20 protein-coding genes and 1 tRNA gene are annotated in these 26417 nt (G+C 73.1%); 4 read left to right on the top strand and 17 right to left on the bottom strand.

The window, feature by feature from the left end; all coding sequences use genetic code 11:
- Positions 1-52: 52 nt before the first annotated feature.
- Together AB0950_RS24095 and AB0950_RS24090 are read right to left on the bottom strand one after the other, a co-directional pair.
- On the bottom strand, positions 53-892 hold the full coding sequence (locus AB0950_RS24095) for an RDD family protein (protein ID WP_360160445.1): 840 nt from the start codon (positions 890-892) through the stop codon (positions 53-55).
- Positions 893-1026: 134 nt separating this feature from the next.
- The gene (locus tag AB0950_RS24090) at positions 1027-3057 is read right to left on the bottom strand and encodes an RDD family protein (RefSeq protein WP_366779380.1); all 2031 of its coding nucleotides are present in this window, start codon (positions 3055-3057) and stop codon (positions 1027-1029) included.
- 235 nt (positions 3058-3292) lie between these two features.
- Between AB0950_RS24090 and AB0950_RS24085 the strand changes: the two genes are divergently transcribed.
- A complete protein-coding gene (locus AB0950_RS24085) occupies positions 3293-3706 on the top strand; it encodes an SsgA family sporulation/cell division regulator (RefSeq protein ID WP_361979443.1) in 414 nt (137 codons plus the stop codon).
- Between the two features lie 14 nt (positions 3707-3720).
- Here AB0950_RS24085 and AB0950_RS24080 read toward each other — a convergent pair whose 3' ends face one another.
- Together AB0950_RS24080 and hppD are read right to left on the bottom strand one after the other, a co-directional pair.
- The gene (locus AB0950_RS24080; protein WP_366779379.1) at positions 3721-5127 is read right to left on the bottom strand and encodes an FAD-linked oxidase C-terminal domain-containing protein; all 1407 of its coding nucleotides are present in this window, start codon (positions 5125-5127) and stop codon (positions 3721-3723) included.
- Between the two features lie 146 nt (positions 5128-5273).
- Positions 5274-6419, bottom strand: a complete 1146-nt coding sequence (gene hppD / locus AB0950_RS24075) for a 4-hydroxyphenylpyruvate dioxygenase (protein WP_360160449.1) — start codon at positions 6417-6419, stop codon at positions 5274-5276.
- A gap of 123 nt (positions 6420-6542) precedes the next feature.
- Here hppD and AB0950_RS24070 point away from each other — a divergent pair, with 123 nt between their 5' ends.
- Positions 6543-7025, top strand: coding sequence for an Lrp/AsnC family transcriptional regulator (locus AB0950_RS24070; RefSeq protein ID WP_360572494.1), 483 nt, complete (start codon positions 6543-6545; stop codon positions 7023-7025).
- A gap of 16 nt (positions 7026-7041) precedes the next feature.
- Here the strand turns inward: AB0950_RS24070 and AB0950_RS24065 are convergent, their stop codons facing one another.
- The 4 genes from AB0950_RS24065 to AB0950_RS24050 form a co-directional block, all read right to left on the bottom strand.
- The gene (locus AB0950_RS24065; protein WP_360572496.1) at positions 7042-7833 is read right to left on the bottom strand and encodes a S16 family serine protease; all 792 of its coding nucleotides are present in this window, start codon (positions 7831-7833) and stop codon (positions 7042-7044) included.
- Positions 7834-7925: 92 nt separating this feature from the next.
- Complete coding sequence (locus AB0950_RS24060; protein WP_360160452.1) at positions 7926-8567, bottom strand: helix-turn-helix domain-containing protein; 642 nt, start codon at positions 8565-8567, stop codon at positions 7926-7928.
- Positions 8568-8908: 341 nt separating this feature from the next.
- Entirely contained in the window at positions 8909-10699 is a 1791-nt protein-coding gene (locus tag AB0950_RS24055; RefSeq protein WP_360160453.1) for a DEAD/DEAH box helicase, read from the bottom strand.
- 449 nt (positions 10700-11148) lie between these two features.
- Positions 11149-12579 (bottom strand): MFS transporter, encoded by a 1431-nt coding sequence (locus AB0950_RS24050; protein WP_366779378.1) that lies wholly within the window; start codon positions 12577-12579, stop codon positions 11149-11151.
- 174 nt (positions 12580-12753) lie between these two features.
- On the opposite strand from AB0950_RS24050, the gene AB0950_RS24045 reads away from it, so the two are divergent.
- A tRNA-Cys gene (locus AB0950_RS24045) sits at positions 12754-12828 on the top strand.
- A 19-nt stretch (positions 12829-12847) separates the two neighbouring features.
- Here the strand turns inward: AB0950_RS24045 and AB0950_RS24040 are convergent.
- The 7 genes from AB0950_RS24040 to AB0950_RS24010 all read right to left on the bottom strand — a co-directional run bounded on the left by AB0950_RS24040 (position 12848) and on the right by AB0950_RS24010 (position 22559).
- Positions 12848-14008, bottom strand: coding sequence for an SUKH-4 family immunity protein (locus AB0950_RS24040; protein WP_360572501.1), 1161 nt, complete (start codon positions 14006-14008; stop codon positions 12848-12850).
- 228 nt (positions 14009-14236) lie between these two features.
- A complete protein-coding gene (locus AB0950_RS24035) occupies positions 14237-16546 on the bottom strand; it encodes a molybdopterin cofactor-binding domain-containing protein (RefSeq protein WP_360572503.1) in 2310 nt (769 codons plus the stop codon).
- A complete protein-coding gene (locus AB0950_RS24030; protein WP_366779377.1) occupies positions 16543-18633 on the bottom strand; it encodes a 2Fe-2S iron-sulfur cluster-binding protein in 2091 nt (696 codons plus the stop codon). Before AB0950_RS24030 ends, AB0950_RS24035 begins: the two co-directional genes overlap by 4 nt.
- The gene (locus tag AB0950_RS24025; RefSeq protein WP_360160458.1) at positions 18630-19523 is read right to left on the bottom strand and encodes an FAD binding domain-containing protein; all 894 of its coding nucleotides are present in this window, start codon (positions 19521-19523) and stop codon (positions 18630-18632) included. The genes AB0950_RS24030 and AB0950_RS24025 overlap by 4 nt, the downstream gene beginning before the upstream one ends.
- Before the next feature lie 268 nt (positions 19524-19791).
- Positions 19792-21504 carry a beta-N-acetylhexosaminidase gene (locus tag AB0950_RS24020; protein WP_366779376.1) on the bottom strand — a complete coding sequence of 571 codons (1713 nt, stop codon included), beginning with the start codon at positions 21502-21504 and terminating at the stop codon, positions 19792-19794.
- Between the two features lie 171 nt (positions 21505-21675).
- On the bottom strand, positions 21676-21957 hold the full coding sequence (locus AB0950_RS24015; RefSeq protein ID WP_360160460.1) for a DUF3039 domain-containing protein: 282 nt from the start codon (positions 21955-21957) through the stop codon (positions 21676-21678).
- Positions 21958-21986: 29 nt separating this feature from the next.
- A complete protein-coding gene (locus tag AB0950_RS24010) occupies positions 21987-22559 on the bottom strand; it encodes a YqgE/AlgH family protein (protein WP_360160461.1) in 573 nt (190 codons plus the stop codon).
- Positions 22560-22839: 280 nt separating this feature from the next.
- Here AB0950_RS24010 and murA point away from each other — a divergent pair, with 280 nt between their 5' ends.
- On the top strand, positions 22840-24180 hold the full coding sequence (gene murA, locus AB0950_RS24005) for a UDP-N-acetylglucosamine 1-carboxyvinyltransferase (RefSeq protein ID WP_360160462.1): 1341 nt from the start codon (positions 22840-22842) through the stop codon (positions 24178-24180).
- 130 nt (positions 24181-24310) lie between these two features.
- On the opposite strand, the gene AB0950_RS24000 is transcribed toward murA, so the two are convergent.
- Together AB0950_RS24000 and AB0950_RS23995 are read right to left on the bottom strand one after the other, a co-directional pair.
- Positions 24311-24592: an HU family DNA-binding protein gene (locus AB0950_RS24000; RefSeq protein ID WP_023550134.1), complete on the bottom strand. Its 282-nt coding sequence runs from the start codon at positions 24590-24592 to the stop codon at positions 24311-24313.
- Positions 24593-24971: 379 nt separating this feature from the next.
- Positions 24972-26387, bottom strand: a complete 1416-nt coding sequence (locus tag AB0950_RS23995) for an NAD-dependent malic enzyme (RefSeq protein WP_360160463.1) — start codon at positions 26385-26387, stop codon at positions 24972-24974.
- Between the last annotated feature and the right edge of the window lie 30 nt (positions 26388-26417).

Raw genomic sequence — 26417 nt, 5'->3', positions numbered from 1 at the left:
GGCGGCTTTGTGACGTTCACGCAGCCGCCGCTTTCCTGTGCGCCGCCGGTGCTCAACCCGTGCTGACCACCACCGTCTTGGCCGCCTTGTCGTGCAGCCCCTGCTTGTAGGGCTTGTCGAAGTAGCTCCAGCCGCCGCAGATCGCCGTCCAGATGCAGGCGCAGCAGAAGGCGAACGGCAGCCACAGGACCAGGGAGCGGACCAGGTTGGTCTGCACCGAGGGGGTGGCGCCGTTGTCCAGGTTCGCCACCCGCATGCGGAACCACTTCTTGCCCAGGGTCTGGCCGTACCGGCTCATCATGTACGTGTCGTAGGCGATGTACAGCAGGGCCGCGACGACGGACTGCGCGACGGACCGGCCGACCTCCACGTGGTTGTCGTCGACGGTGTACTCGCGCACCCCGAAGGCCCACGTCAGCAGCCAGACGACGATCCCGACGAGCACCATGTCGACGATCCGCGCGAGCGTCCGCTTGCCGCTGTCCGCGAGCGGGGGCATACCGGCGAGCGGATCACTGGGGTAACCACCGGGGCCGGCGCCGTACGGCCCGCTGCCGTACGGGCCGCCGCCGTAGGGGCCGGTGCCGTGCGGACTGCCGCCGTAGGGGCCGGTGCCGTAGGGGGGAGGCTGGCCGCCGCCGGGCGGAGGGGGCTCGCCGCCGGGAGGCGGTTGCTGCCCACCGCTGGCCGGGGGTGGCCAGCCGCCGGGGGGCGGTTGCTGGCCGCCGCCGGGGGGTGAGGGCTCGCCGCCGCCGGGCGGAGGGGGCTGCTGGGCGCCGCCGTACGGGGTGTCGTACGGCGAGCCCGACCCCTGGTCCGACGGGGGCCGCTTCCTGAACGGGTCGTCCTCGGGGGGCTGCTCTCCGGAGCCGTGGGGCGGTTCGCTGCTCATGGCCCGAGTGGACCGCGAACACCCCGGCTCCGCATCCGGCGGACGGCCGGACGGGGTAACGGCGGGGCGGGCGTGCGCCCGGTGCAGTCGGTGTCCCCGGCACGCCCAGTCCCCGGCGCTCCGGTGGGTCCGGCTCAGCCCGCGACGAAGGTGTGGGCCGCCTTGTCGTGCCAGCACTGGCGCCAGGGCCGGTCGAACAGGCACCACAGCACGCCCACGATTCCGATGCCGAGCAGCCCGGGCACGCTGTAGACCAGCCAGCGGCGCAGCGCTGCGCCGAAGGTCGGGGGCTCGTGCGCCTCGATGTCCCGGACCTCGAGACCGAGCAGCCTCTTGCCCAGGGTGTTGCCCCACTTGGCGGTCGGCAGCACCTCGTAGCCGACCCCGACGAGCAGCAGGACGGCGAGCACGATGCCGAGGCTGGTGCCGGTCGTGCCGTCGAGCAGCCAGACGGTGACCTCGCGGCCGGACAGCTTGGCCGCGTCGATCTTCTGCTGAATGTGGTCGGCCGCCCTCAGGCCGAGCGGCACCGCGGCGGCGGCCGTCACGGCGCCCACGATCAGGGTGTCGATCAGCCGGGCGACGAGCCGCTTGCCGAGTCCTGCGGGACGGGCGGCGGCCTGCCGGCGGGCGGCCGCCTGGAACGGGTCCTCCACCGGCGGCTTCCACGGCGCCACCGGCTGCTCGTCCCCACCGGCCAGCTGGTGCACCTGCTGCGCCCAGGACGCCTGCCCACCACCGGGCCCGCTGGTCACCGGGGTGACCGGGGCGCCGCCCTGCGCGGGCACCGACGGAGCCACGGCCGCCTGGGCGGGCTGGGCCTGCGGGGGTGTCTGCGCGGCACCGGCGCGGGCGGCGGCGGCCTTGCCGGCCCCGAAGCCGGGGCCTGCGGCCGGCGAGGCCGGGGCGGGGTCGGCGGCGGAGGACGCCGGTGAGGCCGGGGAGCCGACGGGACCCTGCGGCCCGAAGCCGCCCGGCGCGGCACCGTTCCCGGAGCCGGGTGCGGCGAAGCCGGGACCGGCGCCCTGTCGGCCTACGCCACCGGGCGCCGCGGACGAACCGGAGGCTGGGGACGAACCGGCCGCGCCCGCGTCGGGGCCGGAGGCGGGTGCGGCGAAGCCGGGACCCTGGGGCGCCCCGTGCGCACCGAAGCCTGAGCCCGCTGCGGGATCCGCGCCGGAGGCCGGAGAGCCGGAAGTCTGTGGGCCGGAGGTCTGCGGACCGGACGCGGGCTGCGCGCCCCGCCGGGCCTGGCCCGGCACCGGGCGGAACGTCATCGTGCCGTCGTCCTTGACCGCCGCTGGTCCCGGGACCGGGCGGCGGAAGATGAAGGTGCCGCCGGGATCCTGGTCGTCGCCCTCCCCCGGCGCGGCCGAGGCCGCACCGTCGGGACGGCCGCCCTGGCCACCCGGCCGGGACGAGCCCACCGCGGGCACCCGCGGATCGGCGCCCCAGGCCGGCCGACCGTCACCGCCGCCATGACCACCGGCACCGGGCTGCCCGCCACCGTGACCACCGGCACCGGCACCCTGACCACCGTGCCCGGCGCCCGGCTGCCCGGCACCGTGACCACCGGTCCCGGCTCCGGACGCACCGGCACCCTGACCACCGGTCCCCGCATGGCCGCCAGCACCCTGACCGCCACGCCCCGCCTGGCCACCGGCACCCTGACCGCCGGCCCCCGCCTGCGCCGCCGTGCCCTGCTCGCCGTACCCGGTCTGCGCCGCCGCGCCCTGGTCGCCGTACCCGGCATGACCCGCCGTGCCCTGCTCGCCGTACCCAACGTGCCCCGGGCCGCTGTGCGCGTCGGTGTTCCAGGCACCCCGACCGCCTTGGCCGTCACCCGGACCGCCCTGACGCTCCGATGGCCAGGCGCCCGCGCCGCCCTGACCCTCCGATGGCCAGGCGCCCGGTCCTGCCTGGGCGGAAGGGGTCGGCTGTGGGTCCTCGTCGAAGAAGTGGGGGCCCGTTTCCTCGACGGCCGGGACCGCGGGGCGGATGCCGGGCGGCGGGGTGAGCCGTTCGCCGTCCTTCGGCGCCGGGCGGCTGGTGCCGGGCACCCAGGAGGCGCCGTTCCAGTACCGGACGTATCCGGGGATGGACGGGTCCGGGTAGTAGCCCTCGCGGGGCCTGTCGTCACCTGGGGCCGGGGTTGGGGCGCTCATGTCCGTCGTCCCGTATCTGCTCGGGGGTGGGATGGGGGCCTCCACATCTATCAGACCGCGGGCACCGACAGCGCCAGTCCCGCAGGACCCACCCCTTTCCGGGCAATGCCGTACCGGTGTCTCACACGTCCGCGAAAAAAATTTCCCCGAACCCGCGTAATGGCGCAGCCCCCGCTCGCTCTCCCTCTGCGCGGGCCCGGTCCGAGCGGCCCCCGGAAGAGAGGAAACGCAGGTCATGCATCACACCGTGGTGGAGCGGGAGCTGGAGATGAGGCTCGTCCTGTCGCCGGAGCGGAGCGTCCCGGTGCCGGCCCGGCTGAGCTACCGGTCCGACGATCCGTACGCCGTCCACATCTCCTTCCACATCAACTCGGACTGCCCCGTCAACTGGACGTTCGCCAGGGACCTCCTGGTGGAGGGGGTGTTCCGGCCGTGCGGGCAGGGGGACGTGCGGGTGTGGCCGACGAAGGTGGAGGGGCGCAGCGTCGTGCTGATGGCGCTGAGTTCCCCGGACGGGGACGCGTTGCTGGAGGCGCCGGTCCCGCAGGTGTCGGCCTGGCTGGAGCGCACGCTGCGGGCCGTGCCGCCGGGGACCGAGGGCGGGCAGCTGGGCATCGACGACGCGCTCGACCAGCTGCTCGCGCAGTGAGCCCCGGTCCCGGTTCAGAAGAGCTTGCCCGGGTTGAGGATGCCGAGCGGGTCGAAGGCCTGTTTCACGGACCGCTGCATCTCGAGCCCGACGGGGCCGATCTCCCGGGCGAGCCACTCCTTCTTCAGCACGCCGACGCCGTGCTCGCCGGTGATGGTGCCGCCGAGTTCCAGGCCGAGGGCCATGATCTCGTCGAAGGACTCGCGGGCCCGCCGGGACTCGTCGTCGTCCTGGGCGTCGAAGCAGACGGTGGGGTGGGTGTTGCCGTCGCCCGCGTGGGCGCAGACGCCGATGGTCAGGCCGTACTTGGCGGCGATCCGCTCGACGCCCTCCAGCATCGCGGCGAGCTGCGAGCGGGGCACGCACACGTCGTCGATCATCGTCGTGCCCTTGACCGCCTCCAGCGCGGTCAGCGAGAGCCGCCGGGCCTTGAGCAGCATCTCGGACTCGGCCGCGTCCTCGGCCGGGACGACCTCGGTGGCGCCGGCGGCCTCGCACAGGGCGCCGACGGCAGCGAGGTCGGCCGCCGGGTCCGGGGTGTCGAAGGCGGCCAGCAGCAGCGCCTCGGTGGTCTCCGGCAGGCCCATGCGGGCGAGGTCGTTGACCGCCTTGACGGTCGTACGGTCCATCAGTTCGAGGAGGGACGGGACGTGACCGCCCTCCATGATCCGGCACACGGCGTCGCAGGCGGTGGCCGCGGAGGGGAACTCGGCGGCCAGCACGAGCTGCCCCGGCGGCTTGGGCTTCAGCGCGAGCACGGCCCGTACGACGATGCCGAGCGAGCCCTCCGAGCCGACGAACAGGCGGGTGAGGTCGTAGCCGGCGACGCCCTTGGCCGTACGGCGGCCGGTGGACATCAGCCGGCCGTCGGCGAGCACCACGTCCAGGCCGAGGACGTACTCGGCGGTGACGCCGTACTTGACGCAGCACAGGCCGCCGGAGCCGGTGCCGATGTTGCCGCCGATGGTGCACATCTCCCAGCTGGAGGGGTCCGGCGGGTAGTACAGGCTGTGCTCCTCGACCGCGCGGGACAGCGTCGCGTTGATCACGCCGGGTTCGACCACGGCGATGCGGTCGACGGGGCTGATCTCCAGGATGCGGTCCATCTTGGTCAGGGACAGCACGATGCAGCCGTCGCTGGCGTTCGCGGCGCCGGACAGGCCGCTGCGGGCGCCCTGCGGGACCACCGGCACGCGCAGCTCGCTCGCGACGCGCATGACGTGCTGGACCTGCTCGACGGTGCGCGGCAGGACGACGACGGCCGGGGCGCCGGCCGGGCAGAAGCTCGCCATGTCGTGGGCGTAGGCGCCGGTGACGTCCGGGTCGGTGAGGACGGCCTCGGCGGGCAGGCCGGCCAGGAGCCGGTCGGTGAGAGTGCCGGTCGCCTCGTCGCGTGGGGCTTCGATACGGCTCATGATCACAAGGTTCGCACTCCCGGCCACCGGTGTGAACCCCGCCGGGCCCGGCGTCCGGGGCGCCGGTGTCGCGACGGGCGGGGCGCTCCGGCTCCGGCAGCGCGGGACGGCCACGGCGCTCGCGCACGCCGTGGCCGTCTTCTCCGCCTGCCTCAGAGGTTGCCGCGCTTGGCCTGCTCGCGTTCGATCGCCTCGAACAGGGCCTTGAAGTTGCCCTTGCCGAAGCCCATGGAGCCGTGGCGTTCGATGATCTCGAAGAAGACCGTCGGCCGGTCCTGGACCGGCTTGGTGAAGATCTGCAGCAGATAGCCGTCCTCGTCGCGGTCGGCGAGGATCTTCAGCTCGCGCAGGGTCTCCACCGGCACCCGGGTGTCGCCGACCCACTCGCCGAGGGTGTCGTAGTAGGAGTCCGGGGTGTCGAGGAACTCGACGCCGGCCGCGCGCATGGTGCGCACCGTCTGGACGATGTCGCTGGTGTTCAGCGCGATGTGCTGGCAGCCGGGGCCGCCGTAGAACTCCAGGTACTCGTCGATCTGGGACTTCTTCTTGGCGATGGCGGGCTCGTTGAGCGGGAACTTCACCTTCAGCGTGCCGTCGGCCACGACCTTGGACATCAGCGCCGAGTACTCGGTGGCGATGTCGTCGCCCACGAACTCCTTCATGTTCGTGAAGCCCATGACGTTGTTGTAGAAGCCGACCCACTCGTCCATCCTGCCGAGCTCGACGTTGCCGACGCAGTGGTCGATCGCCTGGAAGGTGCGCTGGGCGGGCGGTGCGACGATCGGCTTGGCGGCGGCGTAACCGGGCAGGTAGGGGCCGTCGTAGCCGGAGCGCTCGACCAGGGTGTGGCGGGTCTCGCCGTAGGTGGCGATCGCGGCGAGGACGACGGTGCCGTGCTCGTCCTTCAGCTCGTACGGCTCGGCGACGGACTGCGCGCCGTGCTCGACGGCGTAGGCGTGTGCGGCGCGGGCGTCGGGGACCTCGATGGCCAGGTCGACGACGCCGTCGCCGTGCTCGGCCACGTGCCGGGCGACGAAGTGGCCCCAGTCGCTGCTCGGCTTGATCACCGAGGTGAACACGAAACGGGCGGAGCCGTTCTCGAGCACGTAACTGGCGGTCTCGCGGCTGCCGTTCTCCGGTCCGCAGTAGGCGACGAGCTGCATGCCGAAGGCGGTGGAGTAGTAGTGCGCCGCCTGCTTGGCGTTGCCCACGGCGAAGACGACCGCGTCCATTCCCTTGACCGGGAAGGGGTCGGCCTGCCGTGCGGTGTCGGGAGTGTGGTGTGTGGTCTGCGTCATACCGGAAGGGTGGACCGGCCCTGCAAGGTGCGCAATAGTTCGCGTATTCACTGGGCAATATGTTCAGCGGTACGGCCGTTTCGGCGGTGTTTCTGTACAGGATGCCCACCCCTGGAGGTTGCCGTGGCGATCGATCGTCTGGACGGGCGGATCATCGTGCTCCTCGCCCGGGAGCCGCGCATCGGCGTGCTGGAGATGTCCCGGCGGCTGGGCGTCGCGCGGGGCACGGTGCAGGCGCGGCTGGACCGGCTCCAGTCGAACGGCGTCATCCGCGGATTCGGCCCGCAGGTGGATCCGGCGGCCCTCGGCTATCCGGTGACGGCCTTCGCGACACTCCAGATCCGCCAGGGCCAGGGCCCCGACGTCCGGGCCCACTTGGCGACCGTCCCTGAGGTCCTGGAACTGCTGACCACCACCGGCACCGGCGACATGCTGTGCCGCCTGGTGGCCCGCTCGAACGCCGACCTCCAGCGCGTCATCGACCGGGTCGTGGGCTTCGACGGCATCGTCCGCGCCTCCACGGCCATCGTCATGGAGAACCCCGTACCGCTCCGGATCATCCCCCTGGTGGAACAGGCGTCGGCGGACAGCACGGAGGGGGCGTAGGCCGATCGGTTGCGGCTCAGCAGCTCGGTACGGTCTCCTTGCCCGTGTTCAGGGCGTCCAGGGCGTTCACCGCGGTCTTGAGGGTGGTGACCGGGACCAGGCGGAGGCCCTTGGGGAGTTCGGCCTCGGCGTCGGCGCACTCGGCCTTCGGGACCAGGAAGACGGTGGCGCCGTCCCGGCGGGCGGCCTGGGTCTTCAGAGCCACCCCGCCGACCGCGCCGACCTTCCCGGAGGCGTCGATCGTGCCGGTGCCGGCGATGGTGCGGCCGCCGGTGAGGTCGCCGCCGCTGCCGTTGCCGTGCAGCTTGTCGATGATGCCCAGGGTGAACAGCAGGCCCGCGCTCGGCCCGCCCACGTCGGCGAGCCTCAGCGTGACCCGCACCTTGTCGGCGCTCAGCCCGAGGTACTTCAGCGCCGCCTGGGTCGCCGCGTCCTGGGACTGCTTCATCTGGGCCTCGTTGTGCTTCTCGATCTCCTTCACGGTGTCGCCGCTCGGGTAGACCGCGTCGCGCGGCATCACCGCCCGGTCGGTGCGGAACCAGCTGCCGAACACGTCGCCGAGACTGACCCGGGAGTCCGGCCCGGTCGCCACGATCGTGACCATCCGCAGCTGCCCGCTGGTCCGCCGTACCGGCGCACCGGAGACGGTGATCACCTTGGTGCCCTTGTTCTCGCCGAGCACGTTCGCCGTCATGCCGGGCTGCGCCACGGAGAACGGCAGCGGCGCGAACACCGCCGTGGCCAGCAGGGCCACGACGGGCACGGCGCAGACGGCTACGGCCTGGAGGCGTGTGAGACGTGAGAGCACGAGCTCAATCTAACGTGACCACGGGGTGTGCCTTGTGCCGCGGGCCGGTCGCGCGGTTCCCCGCGACCGGCTTCGGCTCAGCGCGGCTGACGTCAGCGCAGCGCCTCCGCGACCTCTCGGGCCGCCTCCACCACCCTCGGGCCCACCCGTTCCGGCACGGAGTCCGCCAGCATGACGACGCCCACGCTGCCCTCGACGCCGGTGACCCCGATCAGCGGCGCGGCCGCCCCGCTCGCGCCTGCCTCGAGTTCGCCGTGCGTCAGGGTGTACCCGGGGTCCGCGGCCGGAGACTGCCGCGCGGCCAGGATCGCCTTGCCCGCCGCCCCCCGGTCCAGCGGATGCCGGAACCCGGCCCGGTACGCCACGTGATAGTCGGTCCACGTCGGTTCGACCACGGCGACGGCCAGCGCCTCCGTCCCGTCCACCAGCGTCAGATGCGCCGTCGCCCCGATGTCCTCGGCGAGCGAGCGCAGCGCGGGCAACGCGGCCTCCCGTACCAGCGGATGCACCTGCCTGCCGAGCCGCAGCACCCCCAGCCCGACCCGTGCACGCCCGCCCAAGTCGCGCCGTACGAGGGCGTGTTGCTCCAGGGTGGCGAGCAACCGGTACACCACGGTACGGTTCACGCCCAGTTTGCTGGACAACTCGGTGACGGTCAGCCCGTGGTCGGTGTCGGCCAGCAGCTTGAGGACGCGCAGTCCCCGATCGAGCGTCTGAGAGGTCTCCGCGGTCACGACGCCCACTCCTTTGGTGGTGAGGTCGGCGGCCCCCTGAGCGACGGATGCGTCACCGAGTCCCGTCGGCGACGCGCTTCAAGAGGCCGCCGATCGACAGAAAGGCCCAGCGGCTCCGGGCCATGTCGCTTCACGGCTGCGCTCCGCGGCGGCGCTGCCACGGGGCGTGTGCGTAGCGGGACAGTAGCGAAGCAGGTTCGCTGAGCGGAAGTCTCCGTCCAGAATCCGGTCAAGCCGAGATCCGGCCTGCTGTCATTCGTCCGGAAAAGCACAGGCCCCAGGAACTGACACGCGCCAGTCCCTGGGGGGTCCGGGAACAGCCCCGCCACCTGGTGGCCAGGTCACCTCATCCGGGTCGCCCACTCCTGCACCTTGGCGATCCGCTGCCGCAGCTGCCCCGCCGTCGCCTCCGCGCTGGGCGGTCCCCCGCACACCCGCCGCAGCTCGGTGTGGATCACCCCGTGCGGCTTGCCGCTCTGGTGGACGTACGCACTGACCAGGGTGTTCAGCCGCTTGCGCAGCTCCATCATCTCCTTGTGCGTGACCACCGGCCGCCGCTCGGCCGGCAGCTCCAGCAGGTCGGCCTCGCTGTCCGGTTTCTTACGGCTGTGCGCGATCTGCCGGGCCTGCCGCTTCTGCAGCAGCAACTGCACCTGCTCCGGCTCCAGCAGGCCGGGAATGCCGAGGTAGTCCTGCTCCTCCTCGCTGCCCGGGTGGGCCTGCATGCCGAACTCGGCGCCGTCGTAGAGGACCCGGTCGAAGACGGCGTCGGACTCCAGCGCCTCGAAGGGCAGCATGTCCTGCTCGCCGGTGTCCTCGTCCTGCTGCTTGTTCGCCTCCTCCATCTCCTTCTCGGATTCGGCGTACGGGTCCTCCTCGCCCTCCTTCTTCGGCTTGTCGAGGGCGTGGTCCCGCTCCTTCTCCATCTCGTTGGCGAAGGTCAGCAGGTCGGGCACGGTCGGCAGGAACACGGACGCGGTCTCGCCGCGCCGCCGGGACCGTACGAAGCGCCCGACGGCCTGCGCGAAGAAGAGAGGGGTGGAGATGGTGGTGGCGTAGACCCCCACCGCGAGGCGGGGCACGTCGACGCCCTCGGACACCATGCGCACGGCGACCATCCACCGCTCGTCGCTCGCGCTGAACTCGTCGATCCGCTTCGAGGCGCCGGCGTCGTCGGACAGGACGAGCGTCGCCTTCGTGCCCGTGATCTCCCGGATCAGCTTGGCGTACGCACGCGCCGAGTCCTGGTCGGAGGCGATGACCAGCGCCCCGGCGTCCGGGATGGCCTTCCTGACCTCGGTCAGCCGCTGGTCGGCGGCGCGCAGCACGCTGGGCATCCAGTCGCCGCGCGGATCGAGGGCCGTACGCCACGCCTGGCTGATCGCGTCCTTGGTCATCGGCTCGCCGAGCCGCGCGGCGACCTCGTCGCCGGCCTTCGTGCGCCAGCGCATGTTGCCGCTGTAGGAGAGGAAGATGACCGGCCGCACGACGCCGTCCGCCAGGGCTGAGCCGTAGCCGTAGGTGTAGTCGGCGGCGGACCGCCGGATGCCGTCCGGTCCCTCCTCGTACGTCACGAAGGGGATGGGGTTGGTGTCGGAGCGGAACGGCGTACCGGTCAGCGCGAGCCGGCGCGTGGCGGGCTCGAAGGCCTCCAGGCAGGCCTCGCCCCAGGACTTGGAGTCACCGGCGTGGTGGATCTCGTCGAGGATGACGAGCGTCTTGCGCTGCTCGACGCGGTTGCGGTGCAGCATGGGCCGTACGCCGACGCCGGCGTAGGTGACGGCGACGCCGTCGTACTCCCGGCCGAGCGGGCCCGCGCTGTACTCGGGATCGAGCTTGATCCCTATCCTTCCGGCCGCCTCGGCCCACTGCTTCTTCAGGTGCTCGGTCGGCGCGACCACGGTCACCTGCTGCACCACGTGGTGGTGCAGCAGCCAGGAGGCGAGCGTCAGCGCGAAGGTCGTCTTGCCGGCGCCGGGCGTGGCCACGGCGAGGAAGTCGCGCGGCTGCTCCTGGATGTACTTCTCCATCGCCCCCTGCTGCCAGGCACGCAGCTTGCTGGCGGTACCCCAGGGCGCGCGGCCGGGGAAGGCGGGCGACAGGTGGTGGGAGGAAGCGGTGGTGGTAGTCACGGTCTCCGTTTGTGGGGCTCGGCGGCTCGGCTACGTACGACAACCGGGCCACCCTACCGGCGGCCCGGCGGTGTCAACGCGCGAACCAAGCCGGGTCCCTCGCGGGTGGGACCGAGGTCACACCGCCTCGTACGGCGCCCTGGAACCCCGCGCGGTGCGGCTGCCGGCGGTGGCGGCCCACCCGGCGCGGTGCGGCTGCCGGGCGGTGGCGGCAGGCAGGACGGCGGCCGGTGACGACAGGCACGATGACGGCCGGTGACGGCAGGCACGGTGGCGGCCGGTGACGGCAGGCACGATGACGGCCGGTGACGGCAGGCACGATGACGGCCGGTGGCGCCGGGCACGATGACGGCCGGTGACGGCAAGCACGATGACGGCCGGTGGCGCCGGGCACGATGACGGCCGGTGACGGCAAGCACGATGGCACGGTGCCCGACTCGTACCGGCCGTCAGTGAGCCCGCAGCCGCCGCGTCACCCACGCCCCCGCCAGCGCGACCACCGCCATCGGCAGGAACACGGCGGCGAAGGCGGCGGGACGGGAACTCCCGGCCGCCGTGGCCGTGGCGGCCGTGCTGCCGCCGCCCAGCGCGGCGAACGCGGCGCCGGTCGCGGCGAGCAGCAGCGCGTTGGAGAGGGCGTCGGAGATCTGCAGCGCGGCGGAGTTGGCGCCGGCCTCCTCCGGGGCGGACAGCTGGAACAGCAGCACGCCGGTGGAGGAGATCACCAGGCCCATGCCGAAGCAGCCGAAGCCCCAGGCGACGGCGACGGTCCACACGGGCACGGCGTGCACGAGCACGCTCGGCGCGGCGGCGATCGCGGCGGCGACCAGCAGCATGCCGAAGGTCATCAGCCGTTCCCGGTACGGCTGCAGGCGCGGCCGGGACTGCACCCACGAGCCCAGCGCCCAGGAGCCGCCGCCCGCGGCCAGCGAGAACCCGGCGAGCGTCGGGGAGAGCCCGCGCTGGGTGACCAGCATCAGCGGCACGAAGGACTCGGCGGCGATGAAGGAACCGGCGGACAGCCCGCGCAGCAGCACCACGGAGGGCATGCCGCGGGCGGCCCGGCAGGTGCCGGGCGGCAGGAGACCGCGGACCGCGGGCACCAGCAGGGCGGCGCCGGCCAGCCCCGGCAGGAGGGAGAGGGGGCGCAGGTCCTGGGCGGCGTACTGCAGAAGGCCCGCGCCGGCGGAGATGCCGAGGGCGAGCCGGATCCGCCGCCGGTCGAAGGAGGCGGCACCGGTCTCCGCGTCCACCGGGCCGGAGGCCCTGCGCCGTATCTGCGGCAGGGCGAGGGCGAGCGGGAGGACGACGAGGACCGGGATGCCGAGGAAGACCCAGCGCCAGCCGAGGTGCTCCGTGACGGCGCCGGAGGCGAGCGGGCCGACGACGGAGGGGACGACCCAGGAGGCCGCGAACGCCGCCATGATCGCGGGCCGCAGCCGCTGCGGGTAGGCGCGGCCGACGACGACGTACAGCGCGACGATGACCAGCCCGCCGCCGAGGCCCTGCACGGCCCGCCCGAGGATGAACACCCACATGGCCCGCGCGGTCCCGGCGACGACCAGGCCCGCCGCGAAGGCCCCGATCCCCGTGGTCAGCGCCCCGAGCGGGCCGCGCCGGTCGGACCACTGGCCCGCCAGCACCATGCCGAACAGGCTGGTGGTGAAGTACCCGGAGAAGGCGAACGCGTACAGGCCCACGCCGTCCAGGTCCCGGGCCGCGACCGGCATCGCGGTGCCGACGGCGGTCGCCTCGAAGGCGATCAGCAGCACGACGGACACGATCCCGACACTGAGCGCCCGATACCCCCGCCCCAGCACCCCGTCGCCCTGCCCGACGGGCTTCACGGCATCGGCATCACGGGACTCAAGGGCACTCATGACCACCAGAGTAAGGTCCGCAACGGGATTTCACCCCTGTCGCGGGTCCCAGTCCCCCCGAGCCCTTGGCCCTACGCCCCCCTTTCATGAACGCCGTATGGCAGTCCCATTGCACCCCGCCCGTTTCCCTTGAGCCCGCCCAGCACGTCCCCATAACGTCATTCCCACGAACACGGCCGTGTGCCCGAGTGGTTTAGGGGCTCGCCTGCAAAGCGAGTTACGTGGGTTCGAATCCCGCCACGGCCTCCAGGAGTCCGGGTGGGGCAGGTCAGAGGACTCCGCCCCGCTCGTTCTGGAACAGGTTTGTCCAGTAGTGCCAGTCGGGGCCGGGGGGTGCGGCCGTGGGGTCGACTGCGGACAGGGTGTGGAGCATGGCCGCGGCCAGGTGGTCGTAGGCGCGGGTGGTCAGTTCGTGGGCGAGGTGTTCGTCGATGGTGCGCTCGTGGTGGAGGAGCCAGAGCGTGAAGGCGAGGGTGGAGACGTCGGTGTTGAGCGGGTGGAGCGTGGCCTCCGGCTCGCTGAAGGTCAGGACCGCGCCCGTTCTGCCGTCGAGGACCACGCTGTTGTCCTCGACGAGGCGGCCGAGGCGGATCAAGTGGTCCGCGTGGGCCGGGAGTTCGTCGAGGGAGTAGTCCCCGGGGTACTCGTCGGTGGCGTACTCCCGGAGCGTCGGCAGTGGGACGTCCGTGTCGGCGTGGAAGAGGACCGCCTCCTCCGGCAGGCCGGTCTCGCGCAGGAAGCGGCGGGTCGGCTCGTGCGTCAGCGTCGCCGGGAAGTCGACCTCCTCGAAGCGGGACACGCGGCCGTGACCGAACTGCTGGTCCAGCAGCCGGGCGGGGACGTCCAGGGTGAGGCCGGAGGCGGTGCCGGGGCCGACGGCCAGCGCGAGCGGGCGGATCAGGGCCGCCGCCTTCCAGTACGGCGGGACCTCGCCTTCCGCGCCCTCCTCGAACAGCGAGAGGAGGGCGCGGGTGGCCTCGGCCGCCGTCTCGGGGCCGTACCGGCCGGCGAGGGAGGCGAAGCGGCCGCGCAGGCCCGCCAGTTCCTCGGTGACCGCGGCGAAACGCAGCAGCGTGTCCAGGGAGGGCGCGAAGGGGCGGGGGCGGGGCGAGGCGAAGAGGTAGGCCGTCGTCAGCTCGCCGGTGCCGCCGTCGAGCAGGATCGACTCGCGCCGCATGCCCGCCGGGTTGAGCAACTCGCCTATCACCAGCCGGTCCCGCAGCTCGTCCGCCACCCGGAACGGGCCGTCGGCGGCGTCGGCGAGCGTGCGCAGTCCGTGCGTGCGCAGCGGGGAGAAGGTCAGCAGGTCGGTGCCCGCGGGCAGTCCGGCGCCGCCCAGCAGGCCGCGTGTCGGCCCGTGCGTGACATAGCGGTCCAGCTCCGCTTCCGTCAGCGTGATCGCCGGAACCCCGGCGTCGGTCGTGCTCATCGCTCCCCCGCGATCTTCCCCGTCGGTGCACCCGTGCGTGAGTGCGCACGTGAGTCCGTGAGTGCGAGTGCCCCCACCGCTCAGCACACTACGCCGCACCACTGACAACGGCCCTCAGCGGGAAAGCCGCCGGGCGGGCGGTGCACGTTGCCCGGCGGCGAACTCCGGTACGGCGGGCACGGGACCACCGGATGTGCCCAGTCGGGTCACCGGGTGCGCCCCGCCGTCTCACTGCGGTGTGACCACCGCCGCCTGGGGGCGGATCGGGAGGCGGTTGACCGGGCGGCCGGTGGCCGCGCGGACCGCGGAGGCGATCGCGGCCGGGGCCGTCACGACCGGGACCGCGCTGACGGACTTGGCGCCGAAGGGGGCGACCACGTCCCGCTCCTCGACCAGTTTGACGATCCGGATGTCCGGGGCGTCCAGGGCCGTCGGCAGGGCGTAGCCGGTCAGGTCGGGGTGGCGGATCAGGCCGCGGGGCGTACGGAGGTTCTCCGTCAGGGCGACGCCGACGCCCTGGGTCACGCCCGCCTCGATCCGGGCGGTCAGCTGGGTGGGGTTGAGGACCCGGCCCACGTCCTGGGCGACCGCCAGCTCCACCACCCGTACCGAGCCCAGCTCGATGTCGACGTCGACGACCGCGCGGATCGCGCAGAAGGCGAGGCCCACGAAGGCGTCGCCCTGGCCGGAGTCGTTCAGCGGCTCGGTGGGGTGCGGGCGGCACTGGGCCGTCGCCCACAGTTCCTTGCCGTCCATCGCCTCCGTGACCGTCGTCGAGAGCACGCCGTCGTACGAGGTGATCTTGCCGTCGGTGATCTGGAGAAGTTCGGTGGACATGCCGAACTTGTGGGCGAGGGGCTGCAGGAGCTGGGTGCGGACCATCTTGGCCGCGCGCTCCACCGCGCCGCCCGAGACCCAGGTGTGCCGGCCCCGGCAGCCCGCGCCGGCCGGCGGCTGGTCGGTGTCGACCGGGGCGACGTGGACTTCCTCGATGCCGAGGGTCTCCTGGACGATCTGGCGGGCGAGGGTGGTGAAGCCCTGCCCGGTCTCCACGGCCGCGCACAGCACGGTCGCGACGCCGTCGTGGACCTTGACCGTGGCGGTGGACACCTCGTCGGCGCCCTCCGCGCCGAGCATGTGCACCATGCCCAGGCCGTAGCCGACGCCCCGGCGCACCGCGCCCGGTTCGCCCGCGCCCTCGGGGCCGCCGGGCAGCAGCCACTCCTCCTCGGGCGCGTCCTTGGGCAGCGCCGGGAGCGGGAAGTCCCGTACGGCCTGGAGGAGTTCGGCGACCGGCGCCGGGCACGTCACCGTCTGGCCGATCGGGAGGACGTCACCGGTCGCGAGGACGTTGCGCAGGCGCAGCTCGGCCGGGTCCAGGCCGAGTTTCTTGGCCAGCTTGTCCATCTGGGCCTCGTAGGCGGCGCACACCTGCATCGCACCCTCGCCGCGCACGTGGCCGGAGGGCGGGTTGTTGGTGCGGACGGCCCAGCCCTCGATGAAGGCGTTCGGGACGACGTACGGGCCGCACGCGAAGGAGACGGCGGCGGCCAGGGCGTCGGAGGAGGTGTCGGCGTACGCGCCGGCGTCCAGCAGGATCTGCGCCTCCACCTTCACCAGCTTGCCCTCGGCGTCCGCGTGGTGGCGGTACCGGAGCAGCGTGGGATGGCGGTGGGCGTGGCCCAGGAAGGACTCCTCGCGGGTCGCGGTGAGCTTCACCGGGCAGCCGGTCTTCAGCGCGAGCAGGCCGAGCGGGAGCTGGAAGCCCTGGTCCTCGCGGTCGGCGGTGGCGCCCGGCACCCCGGTGACGACGATCTTCACCCGATCCGGGGACAGGCCGTAGCAGGCCGCGGCGGTGTTGCGGTCGGTGTGCGGGTCGGTGGAGGCCAGGTACAGCTCGACGCCGCCGTCCGGGCGCGGCACGGCGAGGCCGGCCTCGGCGCCGATCGGGGCGGGGTCCTGGCGCCCTATGCGGTACAGGCCCTCGACGACGACCTCGCCGACGGCCTCCGGGTCGCCGTGCCGGAGCGGGATGTGCCGGATCAGGTTGCCGTCGGGGTGCAGCGGCTCGGCCTCGAAGGCCTGCTCGGGGTCGGTGACCGGGTCGAGTACTTCGTACTCGACGATGATCGCCGCCGCGGCCATCCGCGCGGTGTCCGGATGGTCGGCGGCCACGGCCGCGATGGGCTCGCCGTGGTGCCGTACGACCTCGGAGGCGAACACCGGCCGGTCGGGCGTGCCCCGGCCGTGGCGCGGGGTGCCGGGCACGTCCTCGTGGGTGACGACGGCCCGTACGCCGGGCATCTCGCGCGCGTGGCTGGTGTCGATCGACACGATGCGCGCGTGCGCGTGCGGGGAGCGCAGGACGGCCGCCCACAGCAGGCCCTCGGCCCACAGGTCGGCCGCGTACGGGAAGGTGCCCTCGGTCTTGGCGCGGGCGTCGGCGTGCGGCAGGGAGGCGCCGAGGCCGTGCGGCAGCGGCTCGGCCTCGGGGGCTGCTTCCGCGGCGGTGGTCGCCGTGGCGGCTTCGTTGCTCACGCCTGTCCTCCGTCCTGGCCGTAGTGCGGGTCGTGCTCGCCGTGCGGTCCCGGTGTGCCGTGCGGCGGTGTGCCGTACGGGTCGGGTGTGCCGTACGGCGGCGTGTCGGCGTAGCCGCCGGGAGCGGTGTGCGGCGTGTCGAACGCGCCCGGCGCCTCGAACGCCGACGGGTGGACCCCGCCGGCGCCGGGGCCCGCCTGGTGGGGAATACGGGCCTCGTCCGCGTCCGTCTCGGCGTCGGCGGCGTGCGAGGCCTCGCGTTCGGCGACGACCTCCTTGACGGCGTCCAGCACGCCCCGGTAGCCGGAGCAGCGGCACAGGTTGCCGCACAGCGCCTGCCGGGTCTCCAGCTCGCTCGGGGCGGGGTTGCCCTCCAGCAGGTCGTGCACGGTCATCGCCATGCCGGGCACGCAGAAACCGCACTGGACGGCTCCGCAGCGGGCGAGCGCGCGCTGCACGTCGGAGGGCTGCCCGTCGGCGGCGAGGCCCTCGACGGTGCGCACCTCGCTGCCGGCCGCGGTGGCCGCGGGAACCAGGCAGGAGGCCACCAGACGGCCGTCGACCTGGACGTTGCAGGCGCCGCACTCGCCCTGCGAGCAGCCGTCCTTGGCGCCCGCGAGCCCGAGTCGCTCGCGCAGGACGTACAGCAGCGACTCGCCGATCCAGGCGTCGCTGACGGGCCGGTCGACACCGTTGACGCGCAGGACGTACGAGGCGAGCGGGTGGTCGTCGTGCCGCGGCAGCGGTACGGCGGCTTCCTCACCGGTCTCGTCGCCGTCGGCCTGCGCGGATGCGGGGGCCTCGGCGCTGTCCGGCGCCGGGTCCGCCGCGGGGGCCTCGGCGGACTCACCGGTGGGGCCCTCGCCGGGTTCCCCTGCGGGTTCCTCGCGCGTGCCGTGCGGTGCGGCGGCGTCGGCCGCGTGCTCGGGTGCGCCGGCCTCGACGCGGTGGGCGGCGGCCGGGTCCGGGTGTGCGGCCGGGGTCCCGTGGGCGGCAGGGGGCTGTGCGCCGGCCGTGTCCGCCGTTGTGGCGGCCTGCGGAGCGGCGCCGTGGTCTGCGGGGCCCTCGTGGTCGGCACGGGCCTCAGCGGCGCCGTCAGGGGCCTGCGCGGGGGCGTGGGCGTCTACGGGGGCGTGGGCGTCGGAGGGTTCGGCCCTGCCATTGGCCGCTGCGGGACCGGACTCGGCGTGGCCTGCCGGGTCCTGACCGAACTCCGGCCGACCGGACTCGGCGCGCCCGGCCCCGTCGTGCCCGAACTCCGCGCCGTCGGCCCCGTCGTGGCCGTACTCCGCGCCGTACTCCCCCTGACCCGGCTCCCCGTGACCGGTCTCGGCCCGGCCCCCCGCGTCGTCGAGGCTCTCCGTGTGCGGCGTGGCCGGGCGGCCGGTCTCGGCGTACGCCGCCGGAGCGTGCCCGTACCGCTCCTCACGCGCGTACACCTCCGGCCGGTCGTCACGCGCGTACGCGTCCCGCGCCGGTGCGTCGCCCGACGGATGCGCGTCGGTGTGGTCCGGCAGGCCGGGGTGGCCCGGCTCGGCGGGGCTGTTCCAGGGGCCGGGGGCGTCCGTCGCCCAGGGGGCGGGCGCGCCGCCGGGCAGGGTGGCCGGCGGTGTTCCGCCCCACTGCTCGACCAGCGAGGAGGTGGTGAACTCGCCCGATTCGTCCGGTAGATCGCCACCGGCAACCGGGATCGACCACTGCCCGGTGACGTCGTGTCCGGGCGCGGGCGGAGCCGCGGGCTCCTCGAAGGTCCAGTGCTGGGTCGCGCCCGGGCTGTACGTGAACCGGTCGTCCGCCTGCGGTGACTGCCGCCCGGCGTTCGGGTCGGGCCACTCGGCGCCGCCCGCCGGCGCGGACCAGTTGCCCGTCGCCGCGGGGTCGTCGGTGCCGGGGGCGACCGCTATCTGCGGCGGCACATAGCCGTGACCCGGTGCGGCCAGCGGGCTCTCGCCGTTCAGCAGGGCGTCGATGCCGCCCTCGGGGAGCTTGACGAAGGCGGTGGCGCCGTCGTCGTAGTCACCCTGGGGCAGCGGGTCCCAGCGTCCGCCGCCCTGGGGCGTGCCCTCTCCGTGCTGGTCGTCGGTCACGACAGCGCCCTCCCCAGTGCTCGTCGGGCCAGCGCGGCGACGGTGCGCCGCAGGTGCAGTACGGCGGGCGGAAGCGGGGTCACCGAGCCGTCGGGCTCCGGCGCCGGGTCCGGGATGCAGGCCGCGGCGACGTACTCGCCGAAGGCGTTCAGGGCCTCGGGGACGAGCGCGCGGTCGTTGTCCCAGTCGATGAGCTGGGCGACCCACTGCTCGGCCTCCAGCGGCCTGAGCGGCATCGGCGCTATGGCGCCGACGGCGCACCGCACACCGCGCCGGGCGGGGTCGAGGACCACGGCCACGGAGGCCAGCGCGCGCCCCGGGCCGGTGCGTCCGGTGGCCTTCAGGAAGACCTGCGGGGCGTGCAGCAGCGGCACGCGCACGTACCCGATGAGTTCGCCGCCGCGCAGCATCTCCATGCCGGCCAGCAGGTGCGACACCGGGATCTCCCGGTGGGCTCCGCCCGGGCCCGCGATGATCAGTGTCGCCTCCAGGGCGGCCAGCACCGGCAGGGCGTCGCCGGTGGGCGCGGCGGAGGCGATGTTGCCGCCCAGGGTGCCGGCGTTGCGGATGTGCGGCGGGCCCGCGGCGCGCGCGGCGGCGGCGAGCGCCGGGATCAGGGCCGCGAAGTCGGGGCGGCCCATGCGCGCGTGGGTGAGGCCCGCGCCGAGCAGCGCGTGGCCGTCCTGGTACTGCCAGCCGCGGATCTCGCTGATCCGCCCGAGTCCCACCAGGGCGGCGGGCCTGAGCTGGCCGGAGTTGACGGCGGCCATCAGGTCGGTGCCGCCCGCCACGGGCACGGCGGCGGGCATGGCGGTGAGGGCCGCCACGGCCTCGTCCAGCGTCGTGGGCAGCGTGACAGCCTGCTCCGCCTGCGGTGCGTGCGTGGTCAAACCGGCTGCCCCTTCCCGCTGCCCCACCTGGTCCCACCTGTGTGGCCGTACGGTACGTGCTCACAGGGCGGACGTGGCAACTCTGGCACATCTTCGCAAGACCCGAGGACGGGGGTCCGCCGCCCGGCATCACGAGGTGTTCGCCCACCTCACCGCAGAGATGTTCCGTTTTCGTACGGCATCGCCGGTGCGCGGCGATTGACACTCTTCGGTGATACTTGGCGCGGTTTTCCGGCACTTGTTCGAAAGGACCGTCTGGAGAGGGGGGTCACCTGGCGGGCGGCGGTCCCTCGATCGGGCGGCCGAGGACGCCGGGGCGCTTCTGCCACGGCCGGGGGCCGGCGGGCGGCCGGTAGGCGACGCCGAGGGCGTCGAGCCGCGCGTAATGGGCCGTCATACGGCGCTCGAAGCCGGCGAAGTCCCGCTGCGCGGGGGCGGGCAGGCGGCTCCAGGCCACCTCGGCGAAGGCGGCGAGCCGGGGGAAGGTCTGGTAGTCCACGCGCGCGGCGTCCTCCAGCACCTCGGTCCAGACGTTGGCCTGGGTGCCCAGCACATGCCGGGCCTCGGCCTCGGTGAGCCCGTCCGGCACCGGCTCGAACCGGTAGACGTCCTCCAGGGTGCGCACGTACCCGATCGGCACCGGCTCGTCCTCGCCCGGGGCCTGACGGTGGTCCAGATACACGTACTGCTCGGGGCACATGACGACGTCGTGCCCGGCCCGCGCGGCCGCGATCCCGCCGCCGTAACCGCGCCAGGAGGACACCGCGGCCCCCTTCGCGAGCCCGCCCTGCAGGATCTCGTCCCAGCCGATGAGCCGGCGCCCGCGCGCGGCGAGCCAGGCGTCGAAGTGGCCGATGAACCACGCCTGCAGCTCGTCCTCGTCGGCCAGGCCGAGGCCGGCGATCCGGTTCCTCGCGGTCGCCGACTCGGCCCACTGGTCCTTGCGGCACTCGTCGCCGCCGACATGGACGAACTGTGACGGGAACAGCTCCAGAACCTCCTCGAACACCCCCTCGTAGAAGCGCAGGACGGTGTCGGTGGGGGCGAGTACGTTGGACGAGATCCCCCAGTTGTCCCAGACGGTGAGGGCGGTGGTGTCGATGACGTCGGTGTTGCCGAGTTCCGGGTACGCGGCGATGGCGGCCTGCGAATGGCCGGGTACGTCGATCTCGGGGACGACGGTGATATGCCGCTCGGCGGCGTAGGCGACGATCTCGCGGATGTCGTCCTGGGTGTAGTAACCCCCGTGCGGTTTCTCCTCCCACAGCGGGGAGGCCCGGTGACCGAATTTCGACCGCGGCCGCCAGGAGGCGGTTTCGGTCAGTTTCGGATACCGCTTGATCTCGATCCGCCAGCCCTGGTCGTCGGTCAGATGGAAGTGGAAGACGTTGAGTTTGTGCGCGGCCATCAGGTCGAGGTAGCGCAGCACGCCGTCCTTGGGCATGAAGTGCCGGGCGACGTCCAGGAGCAGACCGCGCCAGCGGAACCGGGGCGCGTCGCGGACGGTGACGGCCGGGACCTCCCACGCGGTGCGGCCGGTGACCGGGGCGCGCCGGAACGCCTCGGAACCGAGCAGCTGGCGGAAGGTCTGGGCGCCCCAGAACAGGCCCGCCTCGCTCGCGCCGTCGATGCAGACCAGATAGCCGTCGGCGCACAGCTGATAGGCCTCGGGGCTGCCGAGCTCGTCCTCGAGCGAGGGGGTGATCCGCAGCAGGATGCGGGAGCCGCTGTCGCGGTGCGGGGCCAGCGGCAGCCCGGTCGCGGCCCCGACGGTCGTCCGCAGCCAGCGCGCGACCCGCTCGGTGCCCTCGGTGGCCTCGATCTCGGTGTCCGCGTCGACGACGAACCCGGTGCCGCCGCCGGGCAGCGAGGCCGCGAGACTGCTCGGCGCCGGGATCAGCGCCACCTCGGGCTCCGGAAAGAGGGACCGGCCAGGCGCCTCACGGGACCGGTCGCCCGCCTCGCTGGGTGTGCCGCTCATGCCGCCGTCGTACCTCCGCCCCAACCGTTGCACCACGTGCAACGACCGTTCCGCTGCGTACAACGCGACGGAGGCTACCGGTCTGGACCACTGCATGACCAGAGGACGGCAAAACCCCCGGCACGCGCACGCCGCGCGCACACCGGGGGCCTCACGGACTCGGACGGGCCCCTACTTGTTGTCGCCGCCCTTGTCGTCGCCGCCGCTGCCCATGGACTCGTAGATCTCCTTGCACATGGGGCACACGGGGTACTTCTTCGGGTCGCGGCCCGGCACCCAGACCTTGCCGCACAGCGCCACGACGGGGGTGCCGTCGAGGGCGCTCGCCATGATCTTGTCCTTCTGGACGTAGTGGGCGAAGCGCTCGTGGTCGCCGTCGCCGTGGGACACCTGTGGCGTCGGCTCTACGAGGGTCCCCGTACCAGTCCCGCGCTCGGGCTCGAGAGTGCTCATAAGCCCCAGGGTACTGAAGCTCACAGCCTTCAGTTGAGCGACGGGTCGTCCGGATACGTGGCCACCATCGCCAGCTCGTTGCGCTGGCGGCGCAGCACTTCGCGCCAGAGTCTCTCCGGGGCCGGCGAGGAGACGTCCCCCGGCTCCGACTCGACCACGTACCAGGCGCCCTCGACCAGCTCGTCCTCCAGCTGGCCGGGGCCCCAGCCGGCGTATCCGGCGAAGATGCGCAGGGAGCCCAGGGCGGAGGCGAGCAGTTCCGGCGGCGCCTCCAGGTCGACCAGGCCGATCGCGCCGTGCACCCGGCGCCAGCCCAGCGGTGCGAGGTCGCCGTTCGCCCCGCCGGGGATCACCGCGACGCCTAGCGCCGAGTCCAGCGAGACGGGGCCGCCCTGGAAGACCACACCGGGCTCGCCGGCGAGGTCGGCCCAGCCCTCCAGGATGTCGCCGACGTCCACCGGGGTGGGGCGGTTGAGGACGACACCGAGGGAGCCCTCCTCGTCGTGGTCGAGAAGGAGCACCACCGCGCGGTCGAAGTTCGGGTCCGCCAGGGCGGGAGTGGCCACGAGCAGCCGCCCTGTGAGCGAGGACACCTCGGTCATGCCAGACATGATCCCGCATCTTCCCCTCCGGTGGGGAGCCAATCGGGGCCGGGGAGTGAACGCAGCTCAGAGAGCGCGGAAGCACTGACGGCGCACGCCGCGAGCGGTGACCCCATGTGCCCGAAAGCGCACGGTTCGTGTTGTGACACAGCTATGACGTGCCTGGGCGGTACTTGGACTTACGGACGGGGGGTAATCGGCGATTACGCTGTCTCCCCGGCCCCTGCGCGAGTGATCGGCCGCAGCCACCCCCTGCCCAACTCATCGGAACGCGAGATACATGACCGTCAACGACGATGTCCTGCTTGTCCACGGCGGAACCCCGCTGGAGGGCGAGATCCGTGTCCGAGGTGCGAAGAACCTCGTACCGAAGGCCATGGTCGCCGCCCTGCTGGGCAGCGCGCCGAGCCGACTGCGCAACGTTCCCGACATCCGTGACGTGCGGGTCGTGCGCGGCCTGCTCCAGCTGCACGGGGTGACGGTCCGTCCCGGCGAGGAGCCCGGCGAGCTGGTGCTCGACCCGACGCACGTCGAGAGCGCCAACGTGGCCGACATCGACGCCCACGCCGGTTCCAGCCGTATCCCGATCCTGTTCTGCGGCCCGCTGCTGCACCGTCTCGGCCACGCGTTCATCCCGGGCCTCGGCGGCTGCGACATCGGCGGCCGGCCCATCGACTTCCACTTCGACGTGCTGCGGCAGTTCGGCGCGGTCATCGAGAAGCGCGCGGACGGGCAGTATCTTGAGGCGCCGCAGCGGCTGCGCGGCACGAAGATCCGGCTGCCGTACCCGTCCGTCGGCGCGACCGAGCAGGTGCTGCTGACGGCCGTACTCGCCGAGGGCGTCACGGAGTTGTCCAACGCGGCCGTCGAGCCGGAGATCGAGGACCTCATCTGCGTGCTGCAGAAGATGGGCGCGATCATCGCGATGGACACCGACCGCACGATCCGCATCACCGGTGTGGACAAGCTCGGCGGCTACACCCACCGCGCCCTGCCGGACCGCCTGGAGGCCGCGTCCTGGGCTTCCGCCGCGCTCGCGACCAACGGCAACATCTACGTCCGCGGCGCCCAGCAGCGGTCGATGATGACGTTCCTGAACACCTACCGGAAGGTGGGCGGCGCCTTCGAGATCGACGACGAGGGCATCCGCTTCTGGCACCCCGGCGGACAGTTGAAGTCCATCGCGCTGGAGACGGACGTGCACCCCGGTTTCCAGACCGACTGGCAGCAGCCGCTGGTGGTGGCCCTGACCCAGGCCACGGGCCTGTCCATCATCCACGAGACGGTGTACGAGTCCCGGCTCGGCTTCACCTCCGCGCTGAACCAGATGGGCGCGCACATCCAGCTCTACCGCGAGTGCCTGGGCGGCTCCGACTGCCGCTTCGGGCAGCGCAACTTCCTGCACTCCGCGGTCGTCTCCGGCCCCACCAAGCTCCAGGGCGCCGACCTGGTCATCCCCGACCTGCGCGGCGGCTTCTCGTACCTCATCGCGGCCCTGGCGGCCGAGGGCACGTCCCGGGTCCACGGCATCGAGCTGATCAACCGCGGCTACGAGAACTTCATGGAGAAGCTCGTGGAACTGGGCGCGAAGGTCGAGCTTCCGGGCAAGGCGCTCGGCTAGGCGTCACGCACGGCAAAGGGCGGCCCCCCTGCGAGAGGGGGGCCGCCCTTTCGGCGTCTCCGGCTGGGCCGAGCCCCGCAGTGACCCACGGCGCTCCGGTGGACCGGCGCTCGAGGCGGAGCGCTTGCGCTTACTTGCCCTTGGCGGCTTCCTTGAGCTTGCTGCCCGCGGTGACCTTCACGCTGTACCCGGCGGGGATGTTGATCGGCTCGCCGGTCTGCGGGTTGCGGGCGGTGCGAGCGGCACGGTGGGTGCGCTCGAAGGTCAGGAAGCCGGGGATGGTGACCTTCTCGTCGCCCTTGGCGACGATCTCGCCGACGGTCTCGGCGAACGCGGCCAGCACGGCGTCGGCGTCCTTGCGGGTCACCTCGGCGCGGTCGGCCAGCGCGGCCACCAGCTCACTGCGGTTCATGTTGTTACTCCCGTGTATTTCTTGCCGTTGGGGTGTGCCACGCGGCGGATCCGCCCGAGGCACTGCGATGCCGATGCGCTCGCGCCCAGGTGGGGGTACCCCCGGGGACGGAGTCCCTGGGGGAGCATCCTGCCCCTACCTGCGGCGGTAAAGCCAATCCGGCACCCGTAGGAGTCGTGAGAACACCCTGGGGAGTCACACGAAAAGCGCCCGCTCGGCGTCACCCTAGAGGGCGCACGGCATCGGCTGGTTCCACGACGCGCCGGTGCGGGGGCCGCCGTGGTGATCCTCACAGCCCCAGCACAGTACGGCACGCGGTCACCGGGACGTCGCCCGGCCGCCGCTCCGCCGTCACCCGGCGAGGCGGCGCGGAGGGCGGCTAGGCGGTCGCGCCCGCCGCCTTCGCGGCCTCGCGGACCGCGCCGGCGACCGCGCCCGCGACCTTGTCGTTGAAGACGCTGGGGATGATGTAGTTCGGGTTCAGCTCGTCCTCGCTGACCACGTCGGCGAGGGCCTGCGCGGCGGCGAGCATCATCTCGGTGTTGACGGTGCGGGACTGGGCGTCCAGCAGGCCGCGGAAGACGCCCGGGAAGACCAGCACGTTGTTGATCTGGTTCGGGAAGTCGGAGCGGCCGGTGGCCACAACGGCCGCCGTCTGGCGGGCGATTGCCGGGTCGACCTCGGGGTCGGGGTTCGCGAGCGCGAACACGATGGCGCCGTCGGCCATGGCGGCCACGTCGTCGCCGTCGAGCACGTTCGGGGCGGAGACGCCGATGAAGACGTCCGCGCCGCGCACGGCCTCCTTGAGCGTGCCGGTGAGGCCCTCGGGGTTGGTGTTGTCCGCGATCCAGCGCAGCGGGGAGTCCGCGGGCGCGGCCACCAGGTCCTCGCGGCCGGAGTGGACGACCCCGTGGATGTCGGCGACGACGGCGTTCTTCACGCCCGCGGCGAGCAGCAGCTTGAGGATGGCCGTGCCGGCCGCGCCGGCGCCGGACATGACGACCCGGATGTTCTCGATGGCCTTGCCGGTGACGCGGAGTGCGTTGGTCAGGGCGGCGAGGACGACGATCGCGGTGCCGTGCTGGTCGTCGTGGAAGACGGGGATGTCGAGGGCCTCGCGCAGCCGGGCCTCGATCTCGAAGCAGCGGGGGGCGGAGATGTCCTCGAGGTTGATGCCGGCGAAGCCGGGGGCGATGGCCTTGACGATCTCGACGATGGCGTCGGTGTCCTGGGTGTCCAGGCAGATCGGCCAGGCGTCGATGCCGGCGAAGCGCTTGAAGAGGGCCGCCTTGCCCTCCATGACCGGCAGCGCGGCCTTGGGGCCGATGTTGCCGAGGCCGAGCACGGCGGAGCCGTCCGTCACGACCGCAACGGAGTTGCGCTTGATGGTGAGGCGGCGGGCGTCCTCGGGGTTCTCGGCGATGGCCATGCAGACGCGGGCCACGCCGGGCGTGTAGACCATGGACAGGTCGTCACGGTTGCGGATGGGGTGTTTCGACGCCATCTCGATCTTGCCGCCGAGGTGCATCAGGAACGTACGGTCGGAGACCTTGCCGAGGGTGACGCCCTCGATCCCGCGCAGCTTCTCGACGATCTCCTCGGCGTGGGCCGTGGAGGTGGCCGCGATGGTGACGTCGATACGGAGCTTCTCGTGGCCGGACGCGGTGACGTCGAGGCCGGTCACCGAGCCTCCGGAGGACTCCACCGCGGTGGTGAGCTGCGAGACGGCGGTTCCGCTCGCGGGCACCTCCAGCCGGATGGTCATCGAGTAGGAGACGCTGGGCGCCGTTGCCATGGCCGACTTCCTCTGCTTTCACCGTGTCGC

The organism is Streptomyces sp. NPDC007189 (assembly GCF_040703635.1).
Taxonomy (GTDB): Bacteria; Actinomycetota; Actinomycetes; order Streptomycetales; family Streptomycetaceae; genus Streptomyces.
This window is presented reverse-complemented; position numbering and strand designations above follow the sequence as displayed.